Here is a 26,967-nt window from a genome sequence, read left to right as displayed (position 1 = left end):
TTTCTGTGACTCCTTGTGGGTGGGCTGGGCGTGGCACCCGGCGAGGTTCGTCGGAGGCCACGGAAACGGCCCGGGCCGTCGGGGGATCTCGGAAACGGCCCGGGTTGTCGGGGGTCTCGGAAACGGCCCGGGTTGTCGGGGGGTCTCAGAAACGGCCCGGGTTGTCGGGGGGTCTCAGAAACGGCCCGAACCCCGGTAGAGCTCCAGTTCACCGTCCAGTTCCACGGCGAGCACCGTGGCGTACGGGTCGAGGTCGGAGACGGCCGGCGGGTCGATCCACAACACGCCCACCGCCTCGTGCAGCCCGCCCACGACCCGGTGACCGAGTTCGGCACCGGTGCCCAGGACGGTGACCCTGCGGACCGGCGTCGCCAGCCCCCGTACGCCGATCTCCGCGCGCGGGATGTCGAACAGCGTGAGGTAGAGGGTGCGGCCGTCGGCGGAGAGGGTGCTCGGGCCGTGGTGGTGCCCGGCCGGCAGCCCGCGCACCGTCCCGTAGACGGCGTCCGCATGCCTGCGGATCCACTCCCCCAGCCCTTCGAGGCGTTCGACCTGCGGCTGCGGGATGGTGCCGTCCTCCATCGGGCCGACATCGAGCAGCAGGTTGCCGCCCCCGCCGATGGTCTCGGTGAAGTAACGGATCAGCTGGGCCGGTGACTTGTGGTTGTGGTCGTGGTGCTGGTACCCCCATGAGTCGTTGATCGTCAGACACAGCTCCCAGGGGCCGTCCGGCGGCACGATCGGGGCGCCCTGCTCCGGGGTGGCGTAGTCACCCTCACTCAGCATGCGGGCGTTGAAGACGACGTCGGGCGTGTACGAGCGGATGAGCGCGGCGAGTTCGGGGATGCGCCACTGCTCCTCGCTGCGGTCCCACTCGCCGTCGAACCACATCAGATCGGGCCGGTGCCGGGAGGCCAGTTCCCGGATCTGGCCGTCCCGGTAGGCGAGGAACCGTTCCCAGGCCTGAAGGTCCTCTTCCTCTGCCGGGCACTCGGAGTAGCGGTTGTCCTCCATCTCCGGCGGACGCCCCGGCTTGCGCGTGCTGGCGTAGTCGGGGTGGTTCCAGTCGGAGTGGGAGTAGTAGAAGCCGACCTTGAGGCCCTTCTCGCGCAGGGCGTCGGCGTATCCCGTGAGGTAGTCCCGGCCGAGGTGGAGATCGCCGTACGCGGTGTCCCACAGGGCCACACCGTCGTGGTGACGGGTCGTCAGTACGGCGTATCGGGCGCCCGCGCGGGCGAACAGGTCGGCCCAGGCGCGCGGGTCGTACCGGGCGCCGGTGAACCGGTCGAGCTGGGACATGTAGCGCTCGTGCGGCACGATGTCGTCGTAGAAGGACCAGGACTCCTGGACGCCGTCGACGGCGTAGATCCCCCAGTGGACGAAGATCCCCAACTTGGCGTCGGTGAACCAGGGTTGCATGGGCACGGCTGAACTCCTCGACTGGTCGGCTGACTTCACTGGGGCGGGCGGGACAGGGCGGTCCTGCCCCGCCCTTCGGGATCGTGCCCCGCGGACCCGGAAGCCGGGCCCGGCGAGCCCGGGTCGAGCCCGGCGAGCCTGGGTCGAGCCCGGGTCGAGCCCGGCGGACCCTGTGGTCGGATCTTGCGAACGCCGAGGCCGAGCCCTCCCAAACTCCGGGCCACCAGGGTCGGCCTCCGCGGTCCACCGGGCGTCTCGGGCCCTACCGGCTCTGCCCGGCCCCACAGGTCCCCTGCGGTCCGCGGGCCTGCGAGCCTGGGTGCCTGGGTGCCTGGGTGCCTGGGTGCCTCGGGGCCCGGGGCCCGGGGCGCTGCGACCCCGTGGCCCCGCCGCCCCGCGGCTCTACTGGCCGCGCCGCAGCCGGAGCGTCAGGACCTGGAAGGGGCGCAGCGTCACCTCGACCGCGCCGTCACGGGTCACGGCCGCCGCCCTGTCCTCCTCCCACGGCCGCTCCAGCAGGTCGGTGACCTGGGCGCCGGCCAGCGGGAAGCCGGTGCGCAGCACGCCCCGGGCCCGGCCGCCGCGGGACTCGTACAGCCGCACCACGACGTCGCCCGACCGGTCGTCGGCGAGCTTGACCGCCTCGACGGTCACGCCCTCGCCCTCCACGGTCACGACCGGCTCGGCCGCGCCCGCCGACTCCGCCACGCGCAGCGGCAGGTTGAGGGCGTAGCCCTCGGCGACCGCGTCCCCGATCGTGGCGCCCGGCAGCAGGGAGTAGGTGAACCGGTGCCGGCCCTGGTCGGCCTCGGGGTCCGGGACGCGCGGGGCGCGCACCAGGCTGAGGGCGACGGTGGTCGTCGTACCGCCGTCCTCGCGGACCGTGCGGGAGACGTCGTGGCCGTACGTCGAGTCGTTGAGGACCGCGACCCCGTAGCCCGGTTCGCCGATGTGCACCCAGCGGTGGCCGGAGACCTCGAAGCGGGCCGACTCCCAGGTGGTGTTGGTGTGCGTGGGCCGCTGGACATGGCCGAACTGGATCTCGGCGGAGGAGTGCGCGGCCCGGATGTCGACGGGGAAGGCCGCCTTGAGGATCTTCTCGGCCTCGTGCCAGTCGATGTCGGTCTCGATGTCGATGCGGGGGCTGCCGGCCCGGACGGTGACGGTCTGCGTGAGGGTCGAGCCCTTCCCGAAGGAGCGGGTGACCCGGATCGCGCCGAGCAGCGGGTCGTCCTCGACGACGGTGACCGAGTCCGGGTCGAGCAGGTCGGTGAAACGGTTCTTGTAGTGCTTGTCGATGTCCCAGGCGTCCCAGTAGTTGGGCAGGTCGGTGTGCAGACGGAGCAGGTTGCCCCGGCCGGCGAGGACCTCCCGGTTCGCCCGCAGATCGTATACAGAGGACAGTGTCCCGTCTTCCGCCACCTCCACCCGGACCAGCCCGTTGTCGAGGACCCGGCCGGACACCGTGACCGGCCGCGGCGACCCGGCGGCGGCCAGGGGCGCGCTGCCGCCGGCAGGCACCTCCACGTACGCCGGCGCGCCCGCGGAGGTGCGGATCACCTCTGCCCGGTCGTACGGGCTCGTGTTGAACACCCGGGTCCCGCCCGCGCCGCCCGCGCCGAGCGCGGCGACCGCCTCGGCCGTCAGCGCCTCCAGTTCCCCGGCCACGCGCGCGTACTCGGCCTCCGCCTCCCGGTGGACCCAGGCGATCGACGAGCCCGGCAGGATGTCGTGGAACTGGTGCAGCAGCACCGTCTTCCACAGCCGGTCCAGCTTCTCGTACGGGTAGGCGTAGCCCGGCGCGTGCAGGGCGGCCGTCGTCGCCCACAACTCGGCCTCGCGCAGGCGGTGTTCACTGCGCCGGTTGCCCTGCTTGGTGCGGGCCTGCGAGGTGTAGGTGGCGCGGTGCAGCTCCAGGTAGAGCTCGCCGACCCACACCGGGGCGTCCGGGTACTCCTCGCGGGCCTTGGCGAAGAACTGGTCGGGGTGCTCGATGACGACCTTGGGCGAGCCCTCCAGGTCGGCGAGCCGGCGCGCCCGTTCCATGATCTCGCGGGTGGGACCGCCACCGCCGTCGCCCCAGCCGAACGGCGCGAGGGAGCGGGTGCCGGCGCCCTTCTCCGCGTAGTTGCGCACCGCGCGGTCCATCTCCTCGCCGCTGAAGCGGGCGTTGTAGGTGTCGATCGGCGGGAAGTGGGTGAAGATGCGGGTGCCGTCGATGCCCTCCCACCAGAAGGTGTGGTGGGGGAACTTGTTCGTCTGGTTCCAGGAGATCTTCTGGGTGAGGAACCAGTCGTTGCCGGCGAGCTTCGCCAGCTGCGGGTAGGCGGCGGTGTAGCCGAAGGAGTCGGGCAGCCAGACGCCCTTGGTCTCGACGCCGAAGTGCTCGATGAAGAACCGCTTGCCGTGGATGAGCTGGCGGGCGATCGCCTCGCCGCCGGGCAGGTTGCCGTCGGCCTCCACCCACATGCCGCCGACCGGCACCCACTGGCCCTTCTTCACCGACTCCTGGATCCGGGCCCACACGTGCGGGTAGTGGTCACGCACCCACTCGTACTGCTGGGCCTGCGAACAGGCGAAGACGAAGTCCTCGTACTCGTCGGCCAGGGACGTGACGTTGGAGAAGGTGCGGGAGGTCTTGCGCTTGGTCTCGCGGATCGGCCACAGCCAGGCGGAGTCGATGTGCGCGTGGCCGACGCCGGAGACGGTGTGGGCGCTGGCGTGCGCGGGCCGGGCCAGGGCGGGGGCGAGCACCTCGCGGACGGCCGCCGCGCTGCCGGAGATGTCGTCCAGGTCCAGGGTGTCCATGGCCCGGTCCAGGGTGTGCATGATCTCGTGGCGGCGCGGTTCGTGCTCGCCGAGGTGCACCATGAGCCCGCGCAGCACCTGGAGGTCCAGGTCGAGGTGCCAGACCTGCTCGTCGAGGACCGCGAGGTCGGCGCGGCGGAATGTATACAGTGGACGGTCGCCTGCCGTCAGTACATCGCCGAGCAGCGTCGGCGCGGCGAAGTCGTTCGCCAGGATGTCGGGGTTGGAGGCCGCCTCGACCAGGTAGTCGATCCGCTCGCCGCCGGCCGCCGGGTTGCCGATCGGCACGTACTGGTTGAGCGGGTTGACCGCCTTCAGCGGGGTCCCGTCGGGCAGGTGCACCAGCGCCTCGGCCTGGTTGCCGGGCCAGTCGCCGACGAACCCGAGGTCGATGACGGCCTCGACGCGCCGGCCCGCCCACGCCGCGGGCACCTGGCCGCGCATCCGGAACCACGTGGTCCCCCACGGCGGACCCCACGGAGTGTCCATCGCGAAGGGCGCGTAGGCGGCGGCCGCGGCCTCCTCGAACGGAACCGGCTCCCCCGGCGCCTGCCAGGCCTCGACCTCGAAGGGAACGGTGGCCGCGTAGATCGCGGGCTTGATGCGCTGGTTGTGGACGCGCTCGACGCGCTCCTCGATGCGGCGGCGTTCGTCGTGCATGGGTTGTCTCCAGGAAACCGGGAAGAGGGAACCGGGCGGGGAGAGCCGACGGGCTCGGAAAGCGCTTTCTCTCAGATGTCAGCGCCTAAGGTACGCGAGCCCGGGATGAACCTCGGCGTAGCCCTCGACGAGCTTGCGGGCGACGTTCACGGAGTCGACCAGCGGATGCAGCGCGAACGCCTTCACCGCCGTCGCCCGGGAGCCGGACTCGGCGGCGGCCAGCACCTCCCGCTCGACCGCCTTGACCGCGCACACCAGCCCGGTGGCGTGGCCGGGCAGCGGGTCGACCGCGACCGGGTGGGCGCCGTTGGCGTCGACGAGGCACGGCACCTCGATGACGGCGTCCGCGTCGAGCACCGACAGGGTGCCCTGGTTGCGCACGTTGAGGATCAGGGTGGTGCGCTCGTCGCGGGCGATGGCCCGCATCAGGGCGAGGGCCACCTTCTCGTAGCCGCCGGAGAGGTCGTCGGCGTCGCGCTCGCCGGCGCCCGCCGTCTCCCGGTTCTCCGACATGTAGGTGGCCTCGCGCTCGGCGCGGGTGCGGTCCCAGGCGGACAGGGCCGCCGCTCCGGGGTCGCGCATCTCCTCGTAGAAGTGGGCCTGCTGGTCGCGCAGGAAGGCGCCGCGGGTCTTCTCGGCCTGCTGGTAGGCGCGGACGGCCTCGCGGTTGAAGTAGTAGTAGTGCAGGTACTCGTTCGGGATCGCGCCGAGCGACCGCAGCCAGTCGACGCCGAACAGCTTGCCCTCCTCGAAGGAGCCGAGCAGGTCGGGATCGGCGAGCAGCCTCGGCAGCTCGTCGCGGCCGGCGACCCGCAGACCGCGGACCCAGCCGAGGTGGTTGAGGCCGACGTAGTCGATCCACGCCTGCTTCGGGTCCGCGCCGAGCACCCGGGCGATACGGCGGCCGAGGCCGACCGGTGAGTCGCAGATCCCGATGACGCGGTCGCCGAGGTGGCGGGACATGGCCTCGGTGACCAGGCCGGCCGGGTTGGTGAAGTTGATGAGCCAGGCGTCGGGGGCGAGGCGGGCGACGCGCCGGGCGATGTCGACGGCGACGGGGACGGTCCGCAGCCCGTACGCGATGCCGCCCGCACCGACCGTCTCCTGGCCGAGGACGCCCTGCGCGAGGGCGATCCGCTCGTCGTCGGCCCGGCCCTGCAGTCCGCCGACGCGGATCGCGGAGAAGATGAAGTCGGCGCCGCGCAGGGCGTCGTCCAGGTCGGTCGTGGCCGTCACGGTGGGGGCGTCGGGGACACCCGCGGCCTGTTCCGCCAGTACACGGGCGACTGCATACAGTCGGCTGTCGTCCAGATCGTGCAGAACGACTTCGGTGACCCGTCCCTCCGCACGGTCCCCGAGGAGCGCCCCGTACACGAGCGGCACCCGGAACCCGCCGCCGCCCAGAATCGTCAGCTTCACGTCTGCACCTTTCCTGCCACGATCACCTCGACGCCCGCCTCCTCCAGGGAGGCACGGGTCGCCAGGTCGACCGGCGCGTTCGTCACCACCACGTCCAGGTCCTCGGGACCGCAGACCTTCGCCATGCCCGTACCCGGGAACTTCGCCGCGTCGGCCAGCAGGACCACCTTGTCGCCCGCCTTGATCATGGCCCGCTTCACCGGCACCTCGACGACCGTCGTGTCCATCACCTGCCCGCCCTGGCGCACTCCACTGGTGCCGAGGAAGAGCCAGTCCGCGTGCAGCTGGCGCAGGTTGTCCTCGGTGAGGAAGCCGACCAGGGAGCGGTACTCGCGACGCAGCATCCCCCCGAGCAGCACCAGTTCGATGCCCTCGTCGTCGGCGAGCTCCTCGTAGACCACCAGGTTGCTGGTGATCACGGTGAGGCGGCGGCCGTGCAGCTGCCGGGCCAGGCGGTAGGCGGTGGTGCCGATGTCGAGCAGGACCGACTGGCCGTCCTCGATCAGCGCCGCCGCGTGCGCGGCGATGGCGTCCTTCTCCGGCACGCGCACCTCGGCGACCTCGGCGAAGGGCTGGTCGCCCTCCTCGACCACGGCCCCGCCGTGGACCCGGGTGAGCAGGCCGTCCTCCTCGAGTTTGACCAGGTCACGCCGGATCGTGGCGGGACTCACGCCCAGTTGCTCGGAGAGATCGGTCACGGCCGCGGGGCCGCCGGAGCGCAGGGCCCGCAGGATGAGTTGATGTCGTCGTTCTGCCAGCACACCATGAACACTACTCGTCAGCTTCAATCATTTCCATGCTCAGTTCTGCTCAGGTATTGACCAGTGGCGGCGGGCGTCGCACGATTCCGGTCACGAGTTGAAGAGTTCTGACGAGCTCCCGTGACGGGCGCGAGCTCCCCCGACGAGAGGACGCCTCCGTGGACGACGACCGGCCCGATGTGCTGCTGACCGGGCTGCTCTTCTACGACCTCGTCCTCACCGGACTGGGCGGACCGCCCACGCCGGGCGAGGAGATCTGGACCGACGGCATGGGCTGCGGCCCCGGCGGCATCGCCAACCTCGCGGTGGCCGCCTCCCGCTTCGGCCTCAGAACCTCCCTGGCCACGGTCTTCGGCGACGACTTCTACGGCGCGCACTGCCACGACGTCCTCGCCGGCCAGGAGGGTGTGGACCTGTCGCTCTCCCGGGTCACCGAGGGCTGGCCCACCCCGGTCACCGTCGCCCTCGCCCTCCCCGGCTCCCGGCCGCCCGCGCACGGGGGGACCCGCTCGCACGACCGGGCCCTCGTCACCCACGGCCAGGAGCCGCCGTACTCGCAGGACGTGCTGATGGGCGACCCGCCCGCGGCGCGCACCGCCCTGGTGCACATCGAGGCCGAGCCGCGGGCGTGGCTCGCGAAGGCGGCGGCGAACGGCACCCGGATCTACGCCGACGTCGGCTGGGACCCCACCCGGCAGTGGTCCCCCGACCTCCTCGAACAGCTCGCCCTGTGCCACGCCTTCCTCCCCAACGAGACCGAGGCGATGGCCTACACCCGCACCGACAGCGCGCTCGCGGCGCTCGGCACGCTCGCCGAGCTGGTGCCGGTGGCGGTCGTCACCCGGGGCGGCGACGGCGCCGTCGCGGTCGACCAGACGACCGGCGAGTACGCGGAGGTCCCGGCGCTCGACATCGATGTCCTGGACGCGACGGGCGCCGGCGACGTGTTCGGCGCGAGCTTCGTCGCCGCCTCGCTCGGCGGCTGGCCGCTGGAGGAACGGCTGCGCTTCGCCGTCCTGGCCGCCGGCTTGTCCGTACGCCATCACGGCGGGGCGCTGGCCGCGCCCGGCTGGTACGGCGTCGACCGGTGGTGGCGGTCGGTGACCGACCCCGAGGTGAGGCGGGCGTACGGCTTCCTCGCCGGCCGCATCCCGGCGGACGTCGGCCCGCCCGTGCGGTACGCCCCGGTCACCCCGCCCGCCCGGCTGCCCTGACCGGCGCCGGCCCTTCCCCCGAAGCGTGCCCTGGTGGTGCATCCCGTCTGTGAAGAACGCGAACAGATCCGAAAGGCGGTGGGAGCGTTGCGGCTCTCACGTAGAGGCCTGCTGCGCGCCGGTCTGGCCGGTACGGCCGCCACGGCGCTCGGCGGCCTGGCGTCCGGCTGTGCCGTACCGACCGGTTCGACCGGCCGGAACATGGTCCTGTGGTACTGGGACGGCGGCCTGGGCGACACCGTCGTCGCCAGGGCCAAGGCCCGCTACGGCGGCGCGGTCGACCTGGAGGCCGTCAAGATCGGCGGCTACTACCGCTCCAAGCTGATCACCACGATGGCCGGCCGCGCCCACATCCCCGACATCGCCGGACTCAAGGGCGAGGACATGGCGTCCTATCTGCCCAACGCGGGCCAGTTCGTGGACCTGCGCACGCTCGGCGCGGAGAAGTACCGGAGCCGGTACCTGGCCTGGAAGTGGGACCAGGGCATCGCCGACGACGGCACGATGATCGGCTTCCCGATCGACTGCGGCCCGGTCGCCCACCTCTACCAGTACGACGTCTTCCGCAGGGCCGGGCTGCCGTACGAGCCGCGGGACGTGTCGAAGGAGCTCGACACCTGGGAGAAGTTCTTCGCGGCGGGCGAGCGGCTCAAGCGGCGGATCCCGGGCACGTACCTGCTCACCGACGTCAACTCCGTGTTCGAGAACGCGGTGCAGCAGGGCGGCGAGCGGTACGTCGACAAGGACCGCCACTTCATCGGCGACCAGGAGCATGTGCGCGCCGCCTGGGCGCTCGCCGTGGAGGCCAAGCGGCGCGGGATCGTCTCGGACCTGGTCAACGGCACCCCCGACCAGCTGTCGGCCGTCCAGGACGGCAAGCTGCCCAGTCAGCTCGGCGCCTCCTGGGCGACCAACGACCTCAAGAACGGCGTGCCGAGGACGAAGGGCCGGTGGCGGGTGGCCGACATGCCGGTCCGGCCCTCCAACAACGGCGGTTCGTTCCTGGCGATCACCAAGGCCTGCCGGGAGCCCGAGCAGGCCTTCGAGATCATCACCTGGATGCTGGACGCGGCCAACCAGGCCCAGGGGTTCGTCGACGCGGGCCTCTTCCCGTCCACTCCCGCCTCGTACGGACTGAGGCAACTGCGCGAGCCCGACGACTTCTTCGGCGGCCAGGTCACCATGGACGTCTTCGGGCCCGCGGCGCAGAAGATCGCCGTCGCCTACAACAGCCCGTACGACGTGGCGCTCGGCCAGCCCGTCAAGGACGAGATCAAGAACGTCGGCGTCCTCGGCAAGAACCCCGACCAGGCCTGGAAGGACGCCATGAACAAGTGCCGGCGGATCGCCGACCACCTGGGGGTGAGCCACTGATGGCCACCGCGCTGGAGAAGCCCGCCGTCACCGTGGAGCAGACCTCGGCCCCCCGGCCCCGCCGGGGGTTCCGCGGACACTGGCACCTGTACGCGGCCATCTCGCCGTTCTATCTGCTGTTCCTCTGCTTCGGTCTGGTCCCGGTCGGCTTCTCGCTGTATCTGTCCTTCCACCGCTGGGACGGGCTCGGCCCGATGGAGTGGGCCGGCCTGTCGCAGTACACCTACCTGCTGAGCGACGGCGACTTCTGGAGCTCGATCGGGAACACGGTCGTCATCTGGGCGCTGGCCACCTTCCCCATGATCTTCCTGGCGATGGTGACGGCCGTCCTGCTCAACTCGGCCGTGCGGTTCAAGAACGCCTACCGGTTCGCGTACTTCCTGCCGAACGTGACCTCGGTGGTGGCGATCGCGATCGTCTTCGGCTCGGTGTTCTCCACCAACTTCGGCCTGGTGAACGCCCTGTTGCGGGCCGTCGGACTGGACCAGGTGGCCTGGCTGAACACGCCCTGGGGCATCAAGGTCGCCGTCGCCACGCTGATGACCTGGCAGTGGACGGGGTACAACGCGATCATCTTCCTCGCCGGACTGCAGACGATCCCCGGTGAACTGTACGAAGCGGCCCGTATGGACGGCGCCGGTCCGGTGCAGACGTTCTTCCGGGTGACGCTGCCGCTGATGCGGCCGGTGCTGCTGTTCGTGCTCGTGATCTCCACCGTCACCGGTCTGCAGAGCTTCTCCGAACCTCAGGTCCTGCTGCAGAACACCTCCAACGACTCGACGTTCTCCGGCGGACCCGACCACGCCGGCCGGACGATGGTCCTCTACTTCTTCCAGCAGACCTTCGACAACAACGACTTCGGCTACGGCGCCGCCGTGGCGTGGGGCATCTTCCTCGTCGTCGTCCTCTTCTCGATCGTCAACTGGCGCCTGGTGCAGCGCCGGGGCGAAGACTAGGAGGCCCACCCCATGGCATCCATCAAGGGTTCCCGTCGCCGGGGCGCCGCCCTGCACGCGACGCTGATCGCCGGAGTGCTGCTCTCGGCCTTCCCGTTCTACTGGGCCGTGATCATGTCGACGCACACGTCGAGCGAGATCTTCTCCTACCCGCCGAAGCTGCTGCCGGGCACGCACTTCGCGGACAACGTCCGCCATCTCCTCGACAGCGTCGACTTCTTCGGCTCGATGGCCAACTCGCTCCTCGTGGCGGGCTCGGTGACCGTCCTGGTGCTGTTCTTCGACTCGCTGGCCGCGTTCGTCTTCGCGAAGTTCACCTTCCCCGGTAAGCGCTTGCTGTTCGCGCTGCTCATGGCCGTCTTCATGGTGCCCGCGCAGCTCGCGGCGATCCCGCAGTTCGTGATCATGGCGAAGCTCGGCTGGATCGGCTCGATGACCTCGCTGATCGTGCCGGCGGCCGCCAACGCGTTCGGCATCTTCTGGATGCGCCAGTACATGAAGGGCGCCGTCCACGACGAACTCCTCGACGCCTCCCGCATCGACGGCGCCGGCTTCCTGCGCCAGTACTGGCACGTGGCCCTGCCGGTGGTCCGCCCCGGCCTGGCCTTCCTCGGCATCTTCACCTTCATGGGCCAGTGGAACGACTACGCCTGGCCCCTGATCGCCCTCACCGACCCGGACAACGTCACCCTCCAGGTCGCGCTGTCCCAGCTCAACGGAACCCACGGAACGACGGACTACGGAATGGTCATGACCGGCGCACTGCTCGCACTCCTCCCCCTGCTGATCGTGTTCGCGGTCGGCGCCCGCCAGATCATCGGGGACCTCGCCAAGGGAGCCATCAAGTGACGGACCCCCTGCTGGCGCTGCGCCCCTGGAGGGCGCCCGAGGTGACCTCCTGGGGACGGCTGCCCATGAACGCCGTCGACCGGCGCGCCGGAGCCCACTCCCTGGACGGTGACTGGCGCTTCCAGTTGCTGTCCGCTCCGGACGCGCCGGTCGGCGGTGCGTGGTCGACGGCGGTCGTGCCGGGCGTATGGACCATGCAGGACACCGACGACCCCCTGCGGTCCACGGTCGACCTTCCGCAGTATCTGAACATCCGTATGCCGTATACGGAACACCCCCCGCTGTCGCCCGCCGACCACAACCCGACAGGTGTCTACGAGCGCGAGGTCGACGTCCCCGCCGAGTGGGCCGGGCGCCGGATCGTGCTGCAGGTCGGGGCTGCCGAGAGCGTGCTGCTGGTGCACGTGGACGGGCGGCCCGTCGGCGTGTCCAAGGACTCGCATCTCGCCGCCGAGTTCGATCTGTCGGACGTCGTGCGCCCCGGTGGGCGGTCGGTCGTCCGGCTGACCGTCGTCAAGTGGTCGGACGCCTCGCACATCGAGGACCAGGACCAGTGGTGGCACGGCGGGATCACCCGCTCGGTGCTCCTCTACGCGACCGACCCGCTGCACCTGGCCGACGTGACCGTCCGCGCGTCGCGGGACGGGGACCTGCGGGTCGACTGCCGGGTGCGGGACGCGGGCGGGGCGCTGCCCGAGGGCTGGCACGTCAGCGGGGAGCTGGACGGGCTGGAGCTCACGCGGGACACGGAGTTCGACCGGCGCAACGCCGAGGACGAGCGGGTCTCCGCCTTCCTCGGCGAGGCGCGGCTGCACACGCGTGTGCCCGAGGTGCGCGCCTGGACCGCCGAGACACCCGAGCTGTACGGCCTGACGGTGCGGCTGCACCGCGCCGACGGCAGTGTGGCCGACACCTCCCGGCACCGGGTCGGCTTCCGGGACGTCGAGGTGGCCGGCCGGGACCTGCTGGTCAACGGCGAGCGGATCCTCGTCCGGGGCGTGAACCGGCACGACTTCCACCCGCTGACGGGGCGCACGGTGTCGTACGAGGACATGCGCGCGGACCTGGTCCTGCTGAAGCGTTTCGGCTTCAACGCGATCCGCACCGCGCACTATCCCAACGACCCCGGTCTGCTGGATCTCGCGGACGAACTCGGCTTCTACGTGGTCGACGAGGCGGACATCGAGTCCCACGACCACGCCCATGAGATCGCCGACGACCCGCGCTACCTGAACGCCTTCGTGGACCGGGTGTCGCGGATGGTCCTGCGGGACAAGAACCACCCGTCGGTGATCATCTGGTCGCTGGGCAACGAGTCGGACTACGGCGCGAACCACGACGCGGCCGCGGGCTGGCTGCGCCGGCACGATCCGACCCGGCCCCTGCAGTACGAGGGGGCCGCCAAGCGCGGCTGGGCGGATCCGGACGTCGCCTCCGACATCGCCTGCCCGATGTACGCGCCGCTGGAGGACTGCGTGGCGCACGCGCTGTCCGGGGAGCAGACCAAGCCGCTCATCCAGTGCGAGTACTCGCACGCGATGGGCAACAGCAACGGCACGCTGGCCGACCACTGGGCCGCCATCGAGGCCACCCCGGGTCTTCAGGGCGGGTTCATCTGGGAGTTCTGGGACCACGGAATCCTTCAGTCCGTGAACGACGGAAGACCGGTCGGGCGTGGGGGCGCAGGGCTCTACGACAACGGTGTCACCGCCCCGGGTCACCGCTGGGCGTACGGCGGCGACTTCGGCGAGAAGGACCACGACGGCGCGTTCATCGCGGACGGCGTCGTCTTCCCCGACCGCACTCCGAAGCCCGTCATGTACGAGCACCGGGAGATCGCCGCGCCGGTACGGCTGGAGCTGTTCCGGCACGAGGGGCTGGTCGTCTCCAACCACCAGCACTTCCGGGGCCTGGAGTGGCTCGCGGGCGAGTGGGAAGTGGCGCTGGCGGACGGCCGTACGCTGACGGCTCCGGCCGGACTCCCCGTGCTGCGGCCGGGCGAGTCGGCCGTGGTGCCGCTGCCGATGGCGTTGCCGGACGACGGCGGCGAGGCGTGGCTGACCCTGCGCGTGACGACCGCCGAGGACCTGGCGTGGGCGCCGCGGGGCACGGAGGTGTGCGCGCCGCAGGTGCGGCTGCGGGCGGCCGTCGTGGTCGAGGACCTGATGGTCTCCGGCAGCGTCGAAGCCGACGCCGACGGGCTGCTCGTCCATCCGCTGCTGACCGCCGGCCCCACGCTGTCGCTGTGGCGGGCGCCCACCGACAACGACGAGCTGGGCGGAACGGCGTCGCGCTGGCGGGCGTGGGGGCTGGACGCGCTCGTGCGCACGGTGGTGTCGGTGCGGCGCGACGGCGGCACGGTGACCGTTCTCGCAACGTACGCGGGCACGACCGGCGTGGTCCGGCACCGGCAGGTCCTCACGCCCGTCGAGGGCGGCGTCCGGGTGGACGAACTGGCGGAACTTCCGCCGGAGTTCGAGGATGTGGCCCGGGTCGGGTCGGTCTTCGAGACGGTCGCCGGGCTCGACCGGCTGGAGTGGTTCGGGCAGGGCCCCTGGGAGTCCTACCCGGACCGGAGCGGGGGCGCGCCGGTGGGCCATCACTCCCTCCCCGTGGACGAGTTGTTCACCCCCTACCTGCGGCCCCAGGAGAGCGGCGGCCGGCACGGCGTGCGGCGCTTCACGCTCTCCGGGCCGGACACCCCGGGACTCGTGGTCACCCCGGACGAGCCTCGGCAGGTCTGCGTGACGCGGTACCGCGCCGAGGATCTGGCCGCCGCCGCCCATCACGACGAACTGGTGCCGCGCGCGGGCTGCGTGGTGCACCTGGACGCCGCCCACCGGGGCCTCGGTACGGCCTCGTGCGGACCCGACACCTTCCCCTCCTACCTCGTCGCGCCCGGCGTCCACCGCTGGATCTGGACGCTGCGCACCCTGTAACCCCTCGCCCTGTTCCCTTCACTCCCCAAGGACCTTCCCCCGCTTCCCGACGGAGCACATGTGTGTACTTCGCATGCCCACGAACCGGACGAGGCCGCGCGGGCCGGCGCCGGACGCCGCGGTTTCCTGCGGGCCGCCGCGCTGCTGGGCGCGGCGGCGACGGCCTCGGCCGCGCTGCCGGCCGCCGACGCCGAGGCGACGCCGTCCGCCTGGCGCCCCGACACCGACAGCCGCCGCTTCACGCTGGCCGTGATGCCCGACACCCAGTACCTCTTCGACGGTCCGAGCATCGACGGGGCGCCGGTCGAGGCGTCGCTGCGCTTTCTGCTGGAGCACGGCCGGGAGGAGAACATCGTCTTCCTGTCCCACCTCGGCGACCTGACGCAGAACGGCGCGGAGTCCGAATTCACCGCGATCGGCGCGGCGTTCGAGCTGCTCGACCGGCACGGGGTCGGATACAGCGTCCTGGCGGGCAACCACGACGTGCAGGCGTCGACGACCGACCAGCGGGGCACGACCCCGTACCTGGAAGCGTTCGGCCCACGGCGCTTCCGGGGGAAGTCCACCTTCGGCGGGGCCTCCCCCGACGGGTACAACACCTTTCATCTGTTCCGGGCCGCCGGGCGCCGGTGGATGGTGCTGGCGCTGGACTGGCGGCTGTCGGACCGGGGGTACGCCTGGGCCGCCGATGTCCTCGCCCGGCATCCGGGGACGCCGGTCGTCCTCACGACGCACGAGCTGGTCGTCGGGGACGACTCCCTGTCGGCGTACGGGGAGCGGCTGTGGGACCGGCTGATCGAGGAGCACGACCAGATCTTCCTCACCCTCAACGGGCACTACTGGCCCGCGGGCCGGACAACCCGTGTGAACGCGGCGGGACATGACGTCCACCTGCATCTGACGAACTATCAGAACCGCTACTACGGCGGCGCTGCGATGATCCGCCTGTACCGCTTCGACCTCGACCGAGACGTCATCGACGTGGAGACCGTCTCCCCGTGGATCCTGGGCCGGGCCGCGAAGGGGCTCAACGAGCTGGAGCGGCAGGAGAGCGAACTCACCGGCGACGCCGACCGCTTCTCGGTCGGCGTCGACTTCGCCGACCGCTTCTCCGGCTTCGACCCGGTGCCGGCCCGGCCCGCACGTCCGGCGTCGAAGATCGTCGTGCCCGGCACGGTCGCCTACTGGCGGTTCGACGGCCACGACGACGGCACGACCGTCTCCGGCACCGTCCGGGACCGCACGGGGAACGGAAACGACCTCACCCTCGTCACGGTCGGCGGCGGCACACTGGGCTGGTCGACGGACCACCACCCCGACCAGCCCGGCCACGGCAGCCTGGAGTTCCGGGGCTTCAAGTCCCCGCTGAAAGGCGCGTACCTGCGCACGGTCGACGGCGCTCCGCTCAACGCGGCGACGTTCGAGGACGGTTACACCATCGAGGCGTTCTACCGCCTCCCGGCCGACTGGGATCCGGCGCACCACGCCTGGTCGGGACTGGTCGGACGGAGCGGCACGGGCGGCGCCGCGGGCCGGACGGACGACGATCCCGACGAACCGCTCGCCACGCTGTCCCTGTCCGACGACCGCGAGCCGCAGTGGGCGACGCGTCCGCTGAACCAGGAGGGCATCGCCACCAACTGGGGGCAGGAGACTCCGCTGGAGACCTGGTGGCACCTCGCCGTCGTCAACGACGGCGCGCACACCACGCTGTACGTCGAGGGCTGCCCGGTCGTGCGCAACCCGAGGGCGAGGGCCGTCGGCATCGCCTCCGTCGGACTGCCGTGGCTGCTCGGCGGATACGAGTACGGCGGACAGATCGACCAGATCCTGCACGGCCGCCTCGGCGACGTCCGGATCGTCTCCCGGGCACTGCCCGTCACCTCCTTCATGAACCACTGACGCCCGCACAGAGGACCTGTACACGACCATGACCGAGCAGCAGCTTCCCGAGTGGGCCGACCCGTCCGTCTCCCCCGCGCACCTGGACGCCCAGGGCGTCTCCCGTCGCCGGCTTCTGTCCCGCGCGGGAATGTTCGGCGCCGCGTTCGCCCTCGGTTCCGCCGCGACGCCCGCGCCCGCCGCTCCGCGCGGCGGCACGGGCGGTGAGGACCCCCACCTCGCCTACCTCGTGGGCGACCACCACGTGCACTCCGTCTACAGCCACGACGCCAAGTACACATTCTCCCAGCAGGCCCGGGCCGCCGCCCGGTTCGGCCTGGACTGGATGGTGTTCAACGAGCACTCCAACGTGGGACACGCCCACCACGGCGCCGCGCTGGAGCACCAGGAGATCCTGAAGGCCCGAGCGGAGAACCCGCGCCTGCTGATCTTCCAGGGCCTGGAGTGGTACATCCCGGCCGCGGAGCACTGCACGGTGTTCGCCGCGCCCGGCCCCCACGAGGTCGACCTGCTCACCCGGTTCGAGCTCGCCTACGACGGCAAGCTGCTCGGGTACACCGAGGGGTCCGCCGGCGCGGCCGACACGGCCCGCAACGAGGCCCACGCGGTCAAGGCCGTCAAGTGGCTGGCCGAGCAGCGCCGTTCGGGCCAGGTCGACGACGTCCTCGTCCTCGCGAACCATCCGCTGCGCCTCGGCATCGACTCCCCGCACGAGCTGCGCGCCTGGCGCGACGCGGCGCCCGAGATCATGATCGGCATGGAGGGCGCGCCCGGCGCCCAGGGCGCGGCGATCCCCGGCCTGCGCGGCCCCACGTCCGTCCGCGGCGAGTACGAGAACAGGCCGACGGCGCAGTCCTGGTCGGGCTACCCGGCGGACGCCTTCCTCACGTACGGCGGCTTCGACTGGGCGACGGCGACCGTCGGCGGCCTGTGGGACTCGATGCTGGCGGAGGGCCGGCTGTTCACGATCACCACCAACTCCGACAACCACCGGACCGTCTTCGACACCTGGAGGAACGGCGACTGGCCGGCGGGGCAGACCTTCGACGACACCGGCAGGCTGCCGGACCCGGTCGACACGGACACTCCGCAGCCGGGCAGCGACTTCTGGCCGGGCCAGTTCAGCCGGACCCATGTCGGCGTCACCCGCTACGGCTACCGCGCCGTGATGGCGGGCCTGCGCGCGGGCCGCGTCTGGCTCGACCACGGGCATCTGCTGGACGGACTCGACGTACGGGTGAAGCGGGACCGCGACGCCGGGCGGGGCGTCACCCTCGGCGGGCGGCTGCGGGTCCGCAAGGGCGAGAGGATCACGCTGTACGTGACGGTGACCACCGCCTCCCGGCCCAACCCGCGGGGAATCCTGCCCCGGTTGGCGCACGTCGACGTGATCCGCGGCGCGGTGCGCGGCCCGGTCTCCGACCGCGACACCTGGAAGGCCCCCGACACCAGGGTCGTCCACACGAAGGACGTGTCCGGCCGGAGGGGGACGTACACGCTGCGCGTCCCGCTGACCGCCGGCGACGAGTCCTTCTACGTCCGCCTGCGCGGCAGCGACGGCAACCGCAACGGCACCGGATGCCTCGGCGCGTCGATCGACCCGCACGGCCCGGTCCCCCACGAGCCGGGCGACGGCGATCCGTGGGCGGACACGTGGTTCTACTCGAACCCGGTCTTCGTCGACGTCGTCCGCTGAGACGCCCCGAAGGAGGCGCGGGGAACCGCGCGACCGGCCACGGCGGTCCCGCGGTTCCCCGCGACGGGAACTTCCCGCTGCGCTGACGGCGGAGAGCCTCAGGCGTAGAAACGCGACAGGCTCTGCAGCACCGCCGCCGGCTTGGCGGCGCCCTCGATCTCTATCGTCCCGTCGACGGTGATCTGCACCCCGCCCGGCACGTCCTCGACCTCGGTCAGCCTGCCGGCCAGGCGGATGCGCGAGCCGACCTTCACCGGCGAGGGGAAACGCACCTTGTTCAGGCCGTAGTTGACCTTCGTGGTGACGCCCTGGACGTCCAGAAGTGCGGTGAAGAGGGGGATGAACAGGGAGAGCGTCAGGTAGCCGTGGGCGATGGGGGCGCCGAAGGGGCCCTGCGCGGCCTTCTCCGGGTCCACGTGGATCCACTGGTGGTCGCCGGTCGCGTCGGCGAACGTGTTGACGCGCTCCTGGGTGACCTCGATCCACTCGCTGGTGCCCAGGTCGCTGCCGGCCAGCTTCTTCAGCTCGTCGAGGCCGTTGACGGTGATGCTCATATGCCGTTCCTCACTTGGGAGTCGTACTCAGGAGTCGGTGCCGAACCGGGAGCGCACCCGGGCTTTCAGGAGCTTGCCTGAGGCGGTGCGGGGAAGTCCGTCCGCGACCACCACCGACTTGGGGATCTTGTATTTCGCGAGCCGTCCGGCCAGGGAGGCCAGCACCTCGTCGGGATCGAGGGTGGCGCCCTCGCGGGGTACGACCACCGCGCGCGGTACCTCGCCCCACTTGTCGTCCCGGACGCCGATGACGGCGGCCTCGACGATGTCGGGATGGCCGAGGAGGAGGTCCTCGATCTCGGCGGGGTAGATGTTCTCCCCACCGGAGATGATCATGTCCTTGATGCGGTCGACGATGTACACGTAACCGTCCTCGTCGACCTTCGCCGCGTCCCCGCTGCGGAACCAGCCGTCGGCGAAGGAGGCGGAGGTCTCCTCGGGCAGTCCCCAGTAGCCGGGCATGACGTGCGGACCGCGCACGAGGACCTCGCCGGTCTCGCCGGTGTCGACCGGGGTGAGGTCGGGGCGCAGGACGCGCACGTCGCTGAAGAAATGGGGGACTCCGGCCGAGCCCGCCTTGCTGATCGCGTGCTCGGCGTCCAGGAACAGCGTGCCGGGTGAGGCCTCGGTCATGCCGTAGCCCTGCAGGAAGGTGAGCCCGCGTTCCTGGTATGCGGCGATCAGCGGGGTGGGGACCGGGGAGCCGCCGCAGGTCAGGATGCGCAGTGACGAGAGGTCCGCGTCCGCCCAGCGCGGATGCCTGGCCACCTGGTCGAACATCGTCGGCACCCCGAACATGAAGGTGATCCGGTGCCGTTCGACCAGGTCGAGGGTGGCCTCCGGGTCGAAGGCCTCGACCAGGACACAGGTGCCGCCCTTGAGGAACACCGGGAGCGTCAGCATGTTCAGGCCCGCGGTGTGGAACAGCGGCGCGGAGACCAGGGCACGCTCGTCGGCGATCAGGTCGGTGTCGACGATGACGTTGATCGCGTTCCAGGTGAGGTTGCCGTGGGTGAGCATGGCGCCCTTGGGCCGGCCCGTCGTGCCCGAGGTGTACATGATGATGCAGGTGTCGTCGGCGCCGACGGGCTCGTCGATCGGCTCGTCGGCGGCCGACGCCAGCGCGTTCTCGTACTCGGCGCCGGCCTCGACGTACGTCCGTACGTCCGTGCTGCCCGGCAGTCCCGCCACCAGGCCCGCGTGCGAGGGGCCGTAGACGAGGGCCTTGGCGCCGGAGTCGGCGAGCTGGTAGGCGATCTCGGGTCCCGCGAGGCGGGTGTTGAGCGGAACGAAGACCGCGCCGAGCGTGCCGGCCGCGAACAGGGTCTCCAGGTAGGAGGGGTGGTTCGGGCCGAGGTAGGCGATGCGGTCGCCGCGGCGGACACCACGGGCGCGCAGGGCGTGGGCCAGGCGCGTGACGCGTGCATACAGTGTGCGGTAGTCCGTCGACTGATCACCGTGGACCAGGGCGGTGCGGTGCGGGGTCTTGCGGGCCCGGCGTGCGGGCCACGACCCCAGTCCCTCGTTGCGCATCTCTGACGCCCCTTACGGTGTGGTCAGCCTGAGCAGACGGGCGGCGTTCTCCTTGAGGATCTTCGGCTTCACCTCGTCCTTGATCGTCAGCTTGTCGAAGTCGGCGAGCCAGCGGTCGGGCGTGAGGACGGGGAAGTCGGAGCCGAAGAGGACCTTGTCCTTCAGCAGCGTGTTGGCGTACTGGACGAGCTGCGGCGGGAAGTACTTCGGCGACCAGCCGGACAGGTCGATGTGCACGCCCGGCTTGTGCGTGGCGACGGCCAGCGCCTCGTCCTGCCAGGGGAAGGACGGATGCGCCAGGATGATCTTGAGGTGCGGGAAGTCGGCGGCCACGTCGTCCACGTGCAGCGGGTTGCTGTACTTCAGGCGGATCCCGCCACCGCCCGGCACGCCCGCGCCGATGCCCGTCTGGCCCGTGTGGAAGAGGGCGATGGTGCCGGTCTCCTCGATGACCTCGTAGAGGTCGTAGGCCACCGAGCGGTCGTTGGGGAAGAAGCCCTGGATGCTGGGGTGGAACTTGAAGCCCTTCACCCCGTACTCCTCGACCAGACGGCGGGCCTGCCGCACGCCCGCCCTCCCCCGGAAGGGGTCGATGGAGGCGAAGGGGATGAGGACGTCCGCATTGGCGGCGGCGGCCTCGGCGACCTCCTCGTTGGGGACGGGGGCCGTGCCGGTCGCGGACTCGGCGTCCACCGTGAAGATCACGGCAGCCATCCTCCGCTCACGGTAGTAGGCGGCCGTCTCCTCCAGGGTCGGCTTCCGCTTGCCCTCCACCTTGAAGTAGGCCGAGGACGCGTCGTGCAGGTCGTCGTCGAGCGAGGAGTGCCCCTTGGAGGACACCTCCGCGTGGGTGTGGACGTCGATCGCGACGAGTTCCGCGACATCGAGGGTCGCCATGGTCAGGCCTCCGGGAACGTGGGCGCCGGGATGCCGACGCTCTGCAGCTCGGCACCGACCGAGGTGGGGAAGGCGTCGGCCAGGCTCGCGGGGGTCCAGCCGCCGTCGGCGTACGCCGCCCTGATCTCCTGCGGATGCGACCAGAGTGCCACCTTGTCGCCGCCGATGCCGATGGCCTGCCCGGTGATGCCCCGGGCGGCCTCGGAGGCGAGGAAGGGCACGAGCGCGGCGCAGTCCTCGGGGGTGCCGAAGCCCTCGCCCTTGCGCAGGAAGTCCGGCAGCGGTTCGCCGTTCCTCATGGCCTCGATGTACGGGGCGAAGGCGGGGATCGTCTCGGTCATGGCGGTGGCGGCGACCGGCACGATCGCGTTCACGGTGATGTTCGCGCGGCCCAGTTCCATCGACCAGGTGCGGGCGAAGGCGGCGATGCCGGCCTTGGCGGCGGCGTAGTTCGTCTGGCCGAAGTTGCCGCGCTGGCCCGCCGGGGAGCCCACCAGGATCAGCGTGCCGCCCTCGCCCTGCTCGCGCATCCGGACGGCGGCGGCGCGGGCGCAGGTGAAGGTGCCCTTGAGGTGGGTGGTGATCACCGCGTCGAAGTCGTCGTCGGTCATCTTCCACAGCACCTTGTCGCGCAGGATGCCCGCGTTGGTGACGAGGACGTCGAGCCGTCCGAACTCCTCCACGGCCCGGCCCACCAGCCGCTCGGCCGCCTCGGCCGTGCCGACCGGGACCACCTCGGCGACAGCGGTGCCACCGGCGTCGGCGATGGACTTCACGGCCTGCTCGGCGACCTCCTCGTCCACGTCGTTGACGACCACGGACGCACCGTGGGCGGCCAGGGCGTGCGCGTAGGCGAGACCGAGGCCCCGGCCGCTGCCGGTGACGACGGCGACCTTGCCGGTGAGATCGATGCTGGTCACGAGCGAGTCCCTTCAGGAAGAACCATGACCACGAGAGGTCACAGGGAGCTGCGCCCACGGGGGCGCAGCGAGTGCGGCTGCGAGATCGAAGCTAAGAGCAATAATTGTTGTCGTCAATAGTTGTTGTCCACCTGCGGGTGAGTCATGCTGGAATCTGCAGGACGCACCGCCCCCGGCAGGGGGCCGAGACCAGGGAGCCCGCCATCGCCCGCCAGGACAACGCAGTGAACGCCGCCACCCCGATCGACGGGGACGAGCCGTGGATGCGCGGGCTGCACGCGGACACGGGCTATCTGCTCTACCGGCTGGGGCTGCGCTCGGGTCAGTTGTTCAACACGTTCCTCCAGGAGTCGGGGCTGCGCCTGCGCCACTACGCGGTACTGCGTTTCCTCGCCACCTCCGAGGGCGCGCTCCAGCGTGAGCTGAGCACCCGGCTGGGGTACGACCCGAGCGCGATCGTCGGCCTCGTCGACGATCTGGAGAAACTGGGCTTCGCCGAGCGACGGCCCGCCCCGGACGACCGGCGCAGCCGGATCGTCGTCCTCACCGAGGACGGCCGCGCCTTCCTGCGCGGCACCGACGAGGCGGGGCTGCGCGTGACGAACGACCTGCTCGGCCCGCTCGGCCCGGCCGAACGCGAGACGCTGCACACGCTGCTGCTGCGGATCGCCGGGGACGGGCTCAGCTGATGCCATGGGGACGACCGAAGGGGGCCGGGACCGTCCTGCCCCGGCCTCCCGCTCCGCACCCGACCGCCTGCTGGCGGTGCTCGCCGCGTTCGACCACGCCCATCCGGCGCTGTCGCTGACCGACATCAGCAGGCGGGCCGGGCTGACCCTCACCACCGCGCACCGGCTCGTGGGCGCGCTGACCGAGTGGGGCGCGCTGGAGCGGGACGCGTCCGGTCTCTACCACGTGGGGCTGCGGCTGTGGGAGGTCGCCGCGCTCGCGCCACGCGGCCTGGCGCTGCGCCAGGTGGCGCTGCCGTATCTGGAGGACCTGTACGAAGCCACGCACGAGAACGTGCAGTTGGCGGTGCGGGACGGGTCGGAGGTCGTCTACACCGAGTGGATCTCGGGGCGTTCGGCGGTCGGCGTGCACATCCGGGTGGGCGCCCGCTGGCCGTTGCACGTCACCGGGGTCGGACTCGTCCTGCTGGCCCACGGCGGCTCCGAGCTCCAGGAGGCATACTGCGCGGGGCCGTTGGCGTCCCTCACCGACCACACCATCACCGATCCGGCACGCTTGCGCCGGGTGCTGGCCGAAGTCCGGCGTGCGGGGGTGGCGGTGAGCAGCCGTCAGGTGACCGACGACGCCCTGTCGGTGGCGGCGCCGGTGCGCGGACCGGGCGGGGCGGTGGTCGCCGCCGTGTCGGTGGTCGTCCCGCACGCCGACGCACAGGTGCCGGTCCTGGCGCCGGCCGTACGGGTCGCGGCGCGCGGGATCTCCCGGGCGCTGGGGTGGCAGCCGGAGGGACCGCGGGACTGAGCACCCGGCGTCAGGGCGCTGCGGCGCGTGACGCCGCGCGCTCCGCTACTCGCCGAGCTCCTCGAAGAGGGTCAGCTGCAGGGCGCCCGGCGCCCGCAGCCGGGAGTTCAGGGAGTTCCACGGGGTGCGGGTGGGCTGCGCGACCACCTCCGCCCCGGCGGCCGCGAGCCGGGCGGTGACGGCGGTGGAGTCGCCGACCCGGAAGGCGACCCGGACGTGTCCGGCCACCCGGCGTCCGACCTCGACGTCGTCGATGAACGCGGCGTGGTCCGGGTCGGTCAGCTCCAGGGTGGCGCGGCCCGCGTCGAGGAGGGTGACGTGTCCGCCGGGCGAGGAGAACGCGGCCCGCTCGGGCAGGCCCAGGACGTCCCGGTAGAAGCGCAGGGCCTCCTCGTAGTCGTCGGCGGTCACCACCAGACGGAGTTCACGGACGGCGGGGGCGTCGGACGCGTCGGACATGCGGGGCTCCTCGGGGGTCGCGGGTGCGCGGGTTCGGGTTCCTGGCTCGTGGACGTTCTCTGCGCCTCTTGCTGCCGGTGATCAACTACGCGCCCGCCCCCTTTGTTTCCCTCGCCGCCTCCCCCTCCGCCGGCTTCCCCGCCCGCAGCCCCTCCTCACGGAAATCTCAGGTTGCGGCATGGATATTCAAAGGATCAACCAATGTGAGGGGCGCAGGATGCACGCGCAAAGGTGGACAACTCAGGAAGGCGTGCCGTGGGCGTCTCGCACATGTCGAACCGGTCCGAGCAGCAGGAGCGGGGCTGGTCCCGGCGCGGGATCCTGGCCGCGCTGGGGGCCGCCCCGGCGGTCGCGATGACCGGGTGCGGCTCCGGGTCGGCGGACGCCTCGGAGGGCTCGGGCACCCGGGCGGCCGCCTCCACGAAGGCCTCGGCGGCCACCAGGCGGCCGGTGATCTCGGTCACCCCCGCCGACGGCACGAAGAAGGCGCCGTTCAGCAGTCCCGTCGTGGTGACGGTGACCGACGGCACCCTCGCGTCGGTGAAGGTGACGGGCAACGACGGCTCCACCCTGGAGGGCACCCTGAACAACGCGGGGACCACGTGGACGTCGTCGAGGAACCCGTACTCGGGCACCAAGTACACGGTCACCGCGCGGGCGGAGAGGGCCGACGCCGAGACGGCCGCGTTCACGACCATGTCGCCCGGGGAGACCTTCGTCGGCTACTTCACCCCCGAGGCGAACTCGACCTCCGGCGTGGGCATGCCCGTGTCGATCAACTTCACGCACGCCGTGTCGGACAAGGCCGCCGTGCAGAAGGCCATCACGGTGACCGCCGAGCCGGCCGTGGAGGTCGTGGGCCACTGGTTCAGCGACACCCGGCTGGACTTCCGGCCGGAGACGTACTGGGCGGCCGGCACGAAGATCACCCTCAGTCTGCGGTTGAAGGACGTCGAAGGACAGGATGGCGTCTACGGTATGCAGTCCAAGGACGTCACCTTCCACATCGGCCGTGAGCAGATCAGCACCGTCGACCTGTCCGCCAAGCAGATGGTGGTGAAGCGGGACGGCGCGACGTATGCCACGTATCCCGTGTCCGGCGGCGACGCCGAGCACACCACCTGGGCCGGGATCATGGTGATCAGCGAGCGGTTCAAGGAGACCCGGATGGAGTCCTCCACGGTCGGGCTCGGCGACGAGTACGACATCTCCGACGTGCCGCACGCCCAGCGCCTGACCACCTCCGGCACCTTCGTCCACGGCAACTACTGGGCCTCGACGTCCGTGTTCGGCAGCCAGAACACCAGCCACGGCTGCATCGGCCTGGACGACACCAAGGGCGCGAACGACAGCTCGGTCGCCGGCTACAGGTTCTACGAGAGCTCCATGCTCGGCGACGTGGTGATCGTGAAGAACTCGGGCGAGCGGACCGTCGACCCGGCCAACGGCCTCAACGGCTGGAACATGTCATGGGCGGACTGGAGGGCCGGCAGCGCGGTTTAGCCCGTTTGCGCGGTTCACGCCATGAACTTCCTTGCGGCGAAAGGACTTTCCTCGCTTTAAGTCTTGACGACTCTCGGCACGGAGAGCACATTGGGCCCACTTTGAGAGCGCTCTCACAGTCACCCGCACCCCACTCCTCCGTACCCGAGAGGTCCCCCATGAGTGCACCCTCCGGCATGTCGAGACGGCGACGCGCTCTCGTCGCCGTCCTCGGCACCCTCGGCCTGGCGGCCGCCGCGGCGACGGCCGTCACCCTGCCCGCGAACGCCTCCGCGCCCACGCCCCCCTCGGGCTGGACGCAGGTGTTCCTCGACGACTTCAACGGCGCCGCCGGGACGGGCGTCAACACCTCCAACTGGCAGTACAGCACCGGCACTTCGTATCCGGGCGGCCCCGCCAACTGGGGCACCGGCGAGGTCGAGACGATGACCAGCAGCACCAGCAACGTCTCACTCGACGGCAACGGCAATCTGCGCATCACCCCGCTGCGCGACGCGGCCGGCAACTGGACCTCGGGCCGCATCGAGACCGTCCGCACCGACTTCCAGCCCCCGTCCGGCGGCAAGTTGCGGGTGGAGGCCCGGCTGCAGATGCCGAACGTCACCGGCACCGCCGCCGAGGGCTACTGGCCGGCGTTCTGGGCGCTGGGCGCCCCGTACCGGGGCAACTACCAGAACTGGCCGGGCGTCGGCGAACTGGACATCATGGAGAACGTCCAGGGCCTGAACAAGGTCTGGGCCACCATGCACTGCGGCACCAACCCGGGCGGCCCGTGCAACGAGACCACCGGCATCGGCAACTCCGTCGCCTGCCCCAGCACCACCTGCCAGTCCGGCTTCCACACCTACGCCATGGAATGGGACCGCTCGGTCAGCCCCGAGGCGATCCGCTTCTACGTCGACGGCGTCAACTACCACACCGTGACGGCCAGTCAGGTCGACGCGACCACCTGGGCCAACGCCACCAACCACGGCTACTTCGTCATCCTGAACGTGGCGATGGGCGGGGCCTTCCCCGACGCGTTCGGCGGCGGCCTCGACAGCGCCACCGAACCGGGGCACCCGATGGTCGTCGACTATGTGCAGGTGCTCCAGGCCGCGGGCGGTGGGAGCGGTACCACGACCCCGCCGTCCGGCAGCCGTGACGCCTACTCCACGATCCAGGCCGAGTCGTACGACAGCCAGTCCGGCGTCACGACCGAGACCACGACCGACACCGGCGGCGGCCAGGACATCGGATACCTCGCCAACGGCGACTGGGCGCTGTACAAGGGCGTCACCTTCGGTTCGACGGCCGCGGCCCAGTTCAGCGCACGGGTCGCCAGCGGTGCCGCCGCCGGGGTCAGCGGACTGGTCGAGGTGCGCCTGGACAGCCGTACGAGCACTCCCGTCGGCAGTTTCGCGGTGGCCAACACGGGCGGCTGGCAGACCTGGAAGACGGTTCCGGCGAACATCAGCGCCGTCACCGGGACACACGACGTGTATCTCACCTTCACCAGCGGGCAGTCGGCGGACTTCGTCAACGTCAACTGGTTCACGTTCGGTCACTGACCGGGGCCGGGTCGGTGCCGGAGTCCGGTCCTGGCGAGGGCCGGACCCCGGCACCGAACCGGCGAA

20 protein-coding genes are annotated in these 26,967 nt (G+C 71.2%); 11 read left to right on the top strand and 9 right to left on the bottom strand.

What is annotated here, in order from left to right; all coding sequences use genetic code 11:
• Positions 1 to 174: 174 nt before the first annotated feature.
• The 4 genes from ACFY2L_RS08140 to ACFY2L_RS08125 form a co-directional block, all read right to left on the bottom strand.
• The gene (locus ACFY2L_RS08140) at positions 175 to 1,458 is read right to left on the bottom strand and encodes an alpha-L-fucosidase (protein ID WP_390821823.1); all 1,284 of its coding nucleotides are present in this window, start codon (positions 1,456 to 1,458) and stop codon (positions 175 to 177) included.
• Between the two features lie 363 nt (positions 1,459 to 1,821).
• Complete coding sequence (locus ACFY2L_RS08135; RefSeq protein ID WP_390821822.1) at positions 1,822 to 4,887, bottom strand: alpha-mannosidase; 3,066 nt, start codon at positions 4,885 to 4,887, stop codon at positions 1,822 to 1,824.
• A 78-nt stretch (positions 4,888 to 4,965) separates the two neighbouring features.
• Positions 4,966 to 6,306: a 6-phospho-beta-glucosidase gene (locus tag ACFY2L_RS08130; protein ID WP_390821821.1), complete on the bottom strand. Its 1,341-nt coding sequence runs from the start codon at positions 6,304 to 6,306 to the stop codon at positions 4,966 to 4,968.
• Positions 6,303 to 7,067 carry a DeoR/GlpR family DNA-binding transcription regulator gene (locus tag ACFY2L_RS08125; protein ID WP_390821820.1) on the bottom strand — a complete coding sequence of 255 codons (765 nt, stop codon included), beginning with the start codon at positions 7,065 to 7,067 and terminating at the stop codon, positions 6,303 to 6,305. Before ACFY2L_RS08125 ends, ACFY2L_RS08130 begins: the two co-directional genes overlap by 4 nt.
• Before the next feature lie 158 nt (positions 7,068 to 7,225).
• Here ACFY2L_RS08125 and ACFY2L_RS08120 point away from each other — a divergent pair, with 158 nt between their 5' ends.
• From ACFY2L_RS08120 to ACFY2L_RS08090, 7 genes are all read left to right on the top strand, one after another.
• Complete coding sequence (locus ACFY2L_RS08120; RefSeq protein WP_390821819.1) at positions 7,226 to 8,281, top strand: carbohydrate kinase family protein; 1,056 nt, start codon at positions 7,226 to 7,228, stop codon at positions 8,279 to 8,281.
• Positions 8,282 to 8,368: 87 nt separating this feature from the next.
• A complete protein-coding gene (locus tag ACFY2L_RS08115; protein ID WP_390821818.1) occupies positions 8,369 to 9,655 on the top strand; it encodes an ABC transporter substrate-binding protein in 1,287 nt (428 codons plus the stop codon).
• Complete coding sequence (locus tag ACFY2L_RS08110) at positions 9,655 to 10,611, top strand: carbohydrate ABC transporter permease (RefSeq protein WP_390658624.1); 957 nt, start codon at positions 9,655 to 9,657, stop codon at positions 10,609 to 10,611. Before ACFY2L_RS08115 ends, ACFY2L_RS08110 begins: the two co-directional genes overlap by 1 nt.
• 12 nt (positions 10,612 to 10,623) lie before the next feature.
• The gene (locus ACFY2L_RS08105) at positions 10,624 to 11,460 is read left to right on the top strand and encodes a carbohydrate ABC transporter permease (protein WP_390821817.1); all 837 of its coding nucleotides are present in this window, start codon (positions 10,624 to 10,626) and stop codon (positions 11,458 to 11,460) included.
• Positions 11,457 to 14,399 (top strand): glycoside hydrolase family 2 TIM barrel-domain containing protein, encoded by a 2,943-nt coding sequence (locus ACFY2L_RS08100; protein WP_390821816.1) that lies wholly within the window; start codon positions 11,457 to 11,459, stop codon positions 14,397 to 14,399. The genes ACFY2L_RS08105 and ACFY2L_RS08100 overlap by 4 nt, the downstream gene beginning before the upstream one ends.
• Positions 14,400 to 14,459: 60 nt before the next feature.
• The gene (locus ACFY2L_RS08095) at positions 14,460 to 16,301 is read left to right on the top strand and encodes a LamG-like jellyroll fold domain-containing protein (RefSeq protein WP_390821815.1); all 1,842 of its coding nucleotides are present in this window, start codon (positions 14,460 to 14,462) and stop codon (positions 16,299 to 16,301) included.
• A 28-nt stretch (positions 16,302 to 16,329) separates the two neighbouring features.
• The gene (locus ACFY2L_RS08090) at positions 16,330 to 17,997 is read left to right on the top strand and encodes a histidinol-phosphatase (RefSeq protein WP_390821814.1); all 1,668 of its coding nucleotides are present in this window, start codon (positions 16,330 to 16,332) and stop codon (positions 17,995 to 17,997) included.
• 98 nt (positions 17,998 to 18,095) lie between these two features.
• Here ACFY2L_RS08090 and ACFY2L_RS08085 read toward each other — a convergent pair whose 3' ends face one another.
• The 4 genes from ACFY2L_RS08085 to ACFY2L_RS08070 are packed head-to-tail and all read right to left on the bottom strand — an operon-like array spanning position 18,096 to position 21,901.
• Positions 18,096 to 18,551: a MaoC family dehydratase gene (locus ACFY2L_RS08085; RefSeq protein ID WP_390821813.1), complete on the bottom strand. Its 456-nt coding sequence runs from the start codon at positions 18,549 to 18,551 to the stop codon at positions 18,096 to 18,098.
• Between the two features lie 27 nt (positions 18,552 to 18,578).
• Positions 18,579 to 20,084: a long-chain fatty acid--CoA ligase gene (locus tag ACFY2L_RS08080; RefSeq protein ID WP_390658630.1), complete on the bottom strand. Its 1,506-nt coding sequence runs from the start codon at positions 20,082 to 20,084 to the stop codon at positions 18,579 to 18,581.
• A gap of 12 nt (positions 20,085 to 20,096) precedes the next feature.
• Positions 20,097 to 20,981 carry an amidohydrolase family protein gene (locus ACFY2L_RS08075; protein WP_390821812.1) on the bottom strand — a complete coding sequence of 295 codons (885 nt, stop codon included), beginning with the start codon at positions 20,979 to 20,981 and terminating at the stop codon, positions 20,097 to 20,099.
• A 2-nt stretch (positions 20,982 to 20,983) separates the two neighbouring features.
• Positions 20,984 to 21,901 carry an SDR family oxidoreductase gene (locus ACFY2L_RS08070; protein WP_390658632.1) on the bottom strand — a complete coding sequence of 306 codons (918 nt, stop codon included), beginning with the start codon at positions 21,899 to 21,901 and terminating at the stop codon, positions 20,984 to 20,986.
• 263 nt (positions 21,902 to 22,164) lie between these two features.
• On the opposite strand from ACFY2L_RS08070, the gene ACFY2L_RS08065 reads away from it, so the two are divergent.
• Both ACFY2L_RS08065 and ACFY2L_RS08060 read left to right on the top strand, forming a co-directional pair.
• Positions 22,165 to 22,590 carry a MarR family winged helix-turn-helix transcriptional regulator gene (locus tag ACFY2L_RS08065; RefSeq protein WP_390658980.1) on the top strand — a complete coding sequence of 142 codons (426 nt, stop codon included), beginning with the start codon at positions 22,165 to 22,167 and terminating at the stop codon, positions 22,588 to 22,590.
• A gap of 4 nt (positions 22,591 to 22,594) precedes the next feature.
• Positions 22,595 to 23,389: an IclR family transcriptional regulator gene (locus tag ACFY2L_RS08060; protein ID WP_390821811.1), complete on the top strand. Its 795-nt coding sequence runs from the start codon at positions 22,595 to 22,597 to the stop codon at positions 23,387 to 23,389.
• Positions 23,390 to 23,434: 45 nt separating this feature from the next.
• On the opposite strand, the gene ACFY2L_RS08055 is transcribed toward ACFY2L_RS08060, so the two are convergent.
• Complete coding sequence (locus ACFY2L_RS08055) at positions 23,435 to 23,848, bottom strand: VOC family protein (protein WP_390658634.1); 414 nt, start codon at positions 23,846 to 23,848, stop codon at positions 23,435 to 23,437.
• A 255-nt stretch (positions 23,849 to 24,103) separates the two neighbouring features.
• On the opposite strand from ACFY2L_RS08055, the gene ACFY2L_RS08050 reads away from it, so the two are divergent.
• Both ACFY2L_RS08050 and ACFY2L_RS08045 read left to right on the top strand, forming a co-directional pair.
• A complete protein-coding gene (locus ACFY2L_RS08050) occupies positions 24,104 to 25,351 on the top strand; it encodes an Ig-like domain-containing protein (RefSeq protein ID WP_390821810.1) in 1,248 nt (415 codons plus the stop codon).
• 158 nt (positions 25,352 to 25,509) lie between these two features.
• Complete coding sequence (locus tag ACFY2L_RS08045; protein WP_390821809.1) at positions 25,510 to 26,901, top strand: glycoside hydrolase family 16 protein; 1,392 nt, start codon at positions 25,510 to 25,512, stop codon at positions 26,899 to 26,901.
• The last annotated feature ends 66 nt before the right edge of the window (positions 26,902 to 26,967 follow it).

Origin of the sequence: Streptomyces sp. NPDC001381 (assembly GCF_042895685.1) — a bacterium.
Classification (GTDB): Bacteria; Actinomycetota; Actinomycetes; order Streptomycetales; family Streptomycetaceae; genus Streptomyces.
Note: the sequence above shows the minus strand (reverse complement) of the source record. Positions and strands in the feature narration are given on the sequence as shown.